General features: G+C 38.4%; 5 protein-coding genes. All 5 read left to right on the forward strand.

The genetic code is table 11. From position 1 onward, the window contains the following. Positions 1-426: MucBP domain-containing protein (locus A5877_RS12585; RefSeq protein WP_086316939.1), on the forward strand; the 426-nt coding region annotated here is incomplete at its 5' end. Between the two features lie 350 nt (positions 427-776). Continuing rightward, a complete protein-coding gene (locus A5877_RS12590; protein WP_086316940.1) occupies positions 777-2,279 on the forward strand; it encodes a helix-turn-helix domain-containing protein in 1,503 nt (500 codons plus the stop codon). A 322-nt stretch (positions 2,280-2,601) separates the two neighbouring features. Continuing rightward, positions 2,602-2,982, forward strand: coding sequence for a hypothetical protein (locus tag A5877_RS12595; protein ID WP_008377151.1), 381 nt, complete (start codon positions 2,602-2,604; stop codon positions 2,980-2,982). A 121-nt stretch (positions 2,983-3,103) separates the two neighbouring features. Next, entirely contained in the window at positions 3,104-3,469 is a 366-nt protein-coding gene (locus tag A5877_RS12600) for a RidA family protein (RefSeq protein ID WP_086316941.1), read from the forward strand. Positions 3,470-3,997: 528 nt separating this feature from the next. Beyond that, the coding region (locus tag A5877_RS12605) for a MucBP domain-containing protein (RefSeq protein WP_176273470.1) at positions 3,998-5,766 on the forward strand (1,769 nt) is incomplete at its 3' end.

The raw sequence follows: 5,766 nt of genomic DNA on the forward strand, positions 1-5,766 counted from the left end.
AATCAGTTAGCCGAACCAACGATTCTGAACGGCAAAGTAGGTTTGCCGTATGAGAGTGAAGCCAAAGAACTTTCAGGCTGGACGGTTTCTCAAATACCAAGCAATGCCAAAGGGATGTTCAGTACTACCGCACAAGAAGTCATCTATGTGTACGGTGCTGAAAAAGAGAATAAACCAGAGGATGATTCAGGAGCAGATACGCCTGAATCAGAAAACAAAACCCCTGAAGAAGAAAAAGAGGATAAATCAGGAAACAAAGACAATCAAATGAACACACAAACCAACACACAAACCAACGGGAAAAGTAAATTACCTGCCACAGGAGAGCAACTAACAGGTCAACGAATCATGGGCTTTTTGGGAACGATCATTGTTCTATTTTCTTTCTTAGCAATTTGGCGAAGAAAAAGAAAAACTGAGAATTAAAGCTTCTCTATAAAGAGTAAAATATGTCCAGAATGGACGATTGGTTTAAAAAGTTAACCTTTTATGGAGTGGGGCGATCCACTCCTTTTTTGTAGGATGGATTGGACGGTTTCCTCGTCTCCTTAATCTTTGAATGGATTTTATCTGACTATTCCCAGTAGCTCAAAGAATTTCTGATCATTTGAGACTCTGATTCTTTATCAGACTAACGTTCTAAGACAATCTCGAATAACAGAATTATTTAGCAAGAATGTTTCATTGAGAGAAACGAATGAATCAACACCTAGGAAATGAAAATGCACGTTTAAAAGAGTATAATTACTGTAAAACTAAAGTTAAGAGGTATTACTATGTATAAATTTCTTTTAACTAAATTGGATCAAGATGTCTATGAGCTATTTGCGTATTTTTTTGAACATGCCATTGATCGTGAACTATTGAGTGACCTTGCGGATCATGTGCATTTATCAAAAAGAAGAATCGTTTTAGTTTTTGAGCGTGCCAGAGACTTACAAAAATCATACCCTTTTTTTGAAATCGACATGCGAGAAGGAAGGGAGCTAGCCCTTGATTTTGCGCCTAATTTTTTGTTGTCAAAATTCTATTCGGTTATGTTAGCAGAAAGTATGCCCTTTCAAATTTTAGACAGACTCTTTAGTGATAAATACGTGTCTTTGGAAGAAACCGCCCAACAACATTATGTCAGTAATCGCACGGTTCAAAGAAAGCTCAAGGAAGTAGAAACGATTCTTGAGAATTATCAAATCAAATTGAATTTAAAAAAGAAACCGTTATTTGTAGCGGAAGAATACCGAATTCGTCATTTTTTCCATATCATGTATTGGCAGATCTATGATGCGACGAATGTGCGTTATATTGGATTGTCGAAGCAAAGTGTTCGTGCATTGAAGGAGAAGTTGACAAGTTATCCTAGTTTTTATCGCGGTATCGATCAGGAAAAATTTATCCAACTGCTTGCACTAAGTCTTTATCGTTTTAAAAGAGGTTTTCCGGTAAAAGAGATTCCTCAAGAGATGAAGAAAATGGTCCATCACACGATTTCCTACGAGCAATTCAAAGAAGAGCTCATAAAACCATTGCTAAACGCTAACTTGATTCTAAGTGACGTTCCAGAAACAGAGTTTCTCTTCTTATATTATATGTTTTCTGTGATGACGACGTATTTGCCTGAAGAGATTCCTAGCCAACTAAGAGTTGTTGATAACTTCTCGGAAGGATCAATTGCAACAGCAAGACTGTTTGCAAAAACTGCTCAGAAGATCTTTCTCGTCCCTGAAGGGGAGATCGAGTATCTTTTCGTTAATGCCTTGAACATTCATTCTGTGTCACTCCTCTTTGCGTCGAAAAATAAAATTGATGCTTTTGGAAAAACGACAACGGATAAAGATTATCGCAGAGTCTTTCCCAAAATTTTTCCACTCGTGCAGGAGATGTACCAATCGTTAGCCCAACAATCCCCAATTTTTACTACCATGTATGCTTCCAATAATCGACTGCTTTTTCAATACAGCATGCTTCTTTCAATTGTAGCAAAAATCGATCGAACGACAGTCCGCATCTTTCATGAATCAAAATTTGGAAAAATTCAAGAAATCAGACAAAAAGAACGATTGAAACGCTGGTTTGGCTATACCCTCGCTTTCGTTTCAGAAAAACCAGATTTTGTGGTGACCGATTATCCAGTTGATCGGCAAGCCTTTTTGGACCAAAATCCAAACGTCCAATTTTTTAAGTGGAATAGCTTTCCAACCGGTGACCGGTGGCTGGAACTAATTGAAGCGGTGGAAACATTTCAGAATACCTCCAATAAAAAATACAATGAAAATGATTGATTTACCCAAGATTCAGCAAACAGGCAGTATTCTCAAATCTGAGAGGACTGCCTGTTTTTCTTTATAGCCAGAGGATAGAAATTTGCTGAACAACAGTGTCACACCTTCTATAGCTTGCGAAGTATGTTCGGAGATAAAGGTGATTATGTAAATGAACTGTACTAACTAGAATCAGTATTTATATAACAGGACGTATTTTGTATTTAATCAGTCACATATTGACGCGTTTCCAGCTAAAAACCGTGTGATAATACAGACATACAAAACTGGAATAAATCATTTTACATAAGAATCAACCATTAAAATACAGGAGGTGCTGGAGATGGAGGAACCATTTAAAATCCACACATTGCAAGAATATTTGAACTTTTATATTGAGGAATCTGAACGGCTTTTCAGTAAAGATGAGTATGGAAAAATCAAAGAAAAAATCCATAGAAACTGTTTAGAAATTCGCATGGCGATTCAAGAAATCAATCAAAAAAATTTTTTCGAACAGCTTGCGAAAATCAATACCCTTGAAGCAGAGATTTTGATTATTTTAGAGTGTAGTGAGCTTCGAGGCAGTGACAGTGTTGTGCCTTTTACTGAAGCGGAAATCTTGCAAGTGGCAAAAGAAGACAGCAAGACTTACTTTAAAGAAAGGTGCGGGCTGACATTGATCGCCCCAACCCCTCATTCCTTGCATTTTTCGGTGGAGTAGGAATTTATCAGTTGGAATGTACGGATTGACGCTCAAAGACAAAAAAAGCAATAATATGACCAAGTCAATTAACAGACATAGTTTTTATTATGAAAATAAATAGAAAGGGGAAACAAAACGAATGAAGCGATACGATATCGATGAGGACTGGGCACTTTCAGGTGTGATTGAAGCGGGAAATTTTGTTTTCGTGGGCTATTGCGTGGGGAACATCGGGCAGCCAATAGAGCAACAGATTGTAGGGGCATTGAATCATTTAGAAGAACGTTTGAAATTAGTCGATTTGACATTTGCAAATGTGGTTCAAATGGATGTACTTTTTAAAGATGTGTTTGATATTCCAGTGATGGAGAAGCTCTTAAAAGAAACCTTCCATGGGAAATTTCCGGTTAGAAAATCAATTCAGACAGCTTTCGCTCATTCTGGAGAGGTAGGCATTCTTTTTCAAATCGATGCTATTGCTTTTAAGGAAGATCAGGGAAAGTAAGTTCGTAGAAATCAAAAATGGGCTTCGATGTTTTTGCTTGTTAGCCGTAGGATAAAGGGAGAAGATCAAGAGCGTCTTGGCTGTTTCTATGAATAAGAATGATAAACAAAAGGGGCTGAATATCCAGTCTCTTTTTTTGTATCTCTATATAGCTATTATTTCCTTCGAGTTAATTGGATTGATCGGTTACACCCAAAGTTTTTTACGAGGACTCCGAACACTTTGTAAACATAGTGTGAACCAGTTCTAGGAAGTAAGTTAAACTATATTTCTTTTATTTTGTGCACACTTTCAGAGACACAATCATTCATATTCTTTATTTTCGTTTTATAAAATAGGACTTATTTTGTCATATTCATGACAATTATTGTCGTGTTCGTCCCTGAAAACCATGCAATAATGCAGTCATAAGGAATGAGTCAGCGAACGTATTACATAGATGTAAGAAGTAGTTGTCAATGGGCAGCTTTTTTTAATTGGAGAGAGTGTAGCTGATCTTATTTACTTAATTTGAAAGAGGGAAAAGCAATGAAAAAACCAGCGAAGAAAGAACTTTTATCACGTATTCTGATTAGTTCTTCTGTTTTTATATTAGGCAGCCCATTGATCACGCAAGCAATTATCAGTGTTCCGGCAGCAGCTGAAACGATCAGCACTTCAACGACAGAAGAAGTAACACGTAGTACAAATGAATTCATATCTGAACAGCAAGAAGGAATAGTCGAACAAGCTACAGGTGAAGAAACCGTCGATTCAGAAACACAAGTAGTAGAAAGTACAGGGGAACAAGGGGCATCGGAGTCATCACAAGCAAGTGAAGATCAAGTGGAACCATCCACAGAGCAAATGACAGAATCCTCCAGTGAGCCAGAAGCCGCTGAGAGCAGTACAACATCTGATGAGGAGTCGAAAACAAAAGTAGCGGAAGCAGAAAATATCCTTTGGTCAGGTAACTGGGGAACCGCTCCAGCCACATTAGATATTGAAGGGGTTTTGACTGTAGGAGCAGGTACATTGACAACGGCGGTGGACCAAGTGATTCCTTTAACGGAAGAACTTAAAAATATGGTCATAAAAAAAGTTATTCTCACTGCGCCCGTCATTCTGCCAGCCGATGTGGCAGGTTTGTTCGAGAGCTACTCCCACTATGGCACTGTACCCTCTCAATTGAATGAGATTGTTGGGCTGACTTATCTTGATACGAGTCAAGCCACCACGATGAATAGTATGTTTTATGGCTATAGCGGATCTACATTAGATTTATCGAATTTTGATAGCACCGGTGTTATAAATTCTTTAGGTGCTGGGATGAACCAGTTTTTAGCAAATGTACGCTATCTAAGAGAATTAACATTAGGACCAAAATTCAGTTTTGTTGGGTGGAACAATTGGCCAGGCAATTCCTATCCGGTGAACTTGGTTGACCCAAGTGGGATGTACGGATGGAATTCAAGTTATTATACCGGCTACTGGCAAAATGTAGGGACAGGTACCATAGATGCGCCATACGGTGAACATATATTAAAATCAGAGGAACTAGTGTTGACCTATGATGGCACGACGATGGCTGACACCTATGTATGGCAGCCTCGGTTTATTGAAGGAGCACCAGTCACAGTCAATTACTTAGATGAAGAGGGTAATGAATTATTGCCACCTAATGTATTGACTGGTGGAAATATTGGCGATTCAATTGAAGTTGTTCCTGAGGATATTCCTAACTATACATTGAAGGAAGTTCAAGGAGAGGAACAAATTGTCTTTAGCAATGTTCCGCAAACGGTCACGTATATCTATAGTCCTAAAATAGAAAGTAATGAGGAAAGAAAAATTGTCGCACGAGTCATTCACTATTTGCATGAAGACGGTACAGAAGCTGCTCCAGATAAAGTAGACACAGTTGAATTTACTCGAGAAGTAAGGACGAATCTAGCCACTGGCGAAGAAACGTTTGGTGAATGGCAAGCAAGAGATGATGATACGATATTTGATTTAGTCAAAAGTCCAGAGATAGTCAACTACTATGCAGATAGGGAGTTTATCGATGAAGTTATCGATGTAAAGGCCGATTCAGAAGATATTGAAGAATTTGTCATTTACTCGCCAAAGATGGTTGAATCTACGGAGACCAAAGAAGTCAAGCGAATGATCCATTATGTGTATGAAGATGGTAAAGAAGCCGCGCCAGACAGTGTCGATACGGTGACCTTTACACGCACAGTGACAACGAATGAAGCAACAGGGAAAAATACCTATGGCGAATGGCAAGCCCAAGATGATGACACGATGTTTGATGA

Source organism: Enterococcus sp. 3C7_DIV0644 (assembly GCF_002141235.1).
Classification (GTDB): domain Bacteria; phylum Bacillota; class Bacilli; order Lactobacillales; family Enterococcaceae; genus Enterococcus_D; species Enterococcus_D entomosocium.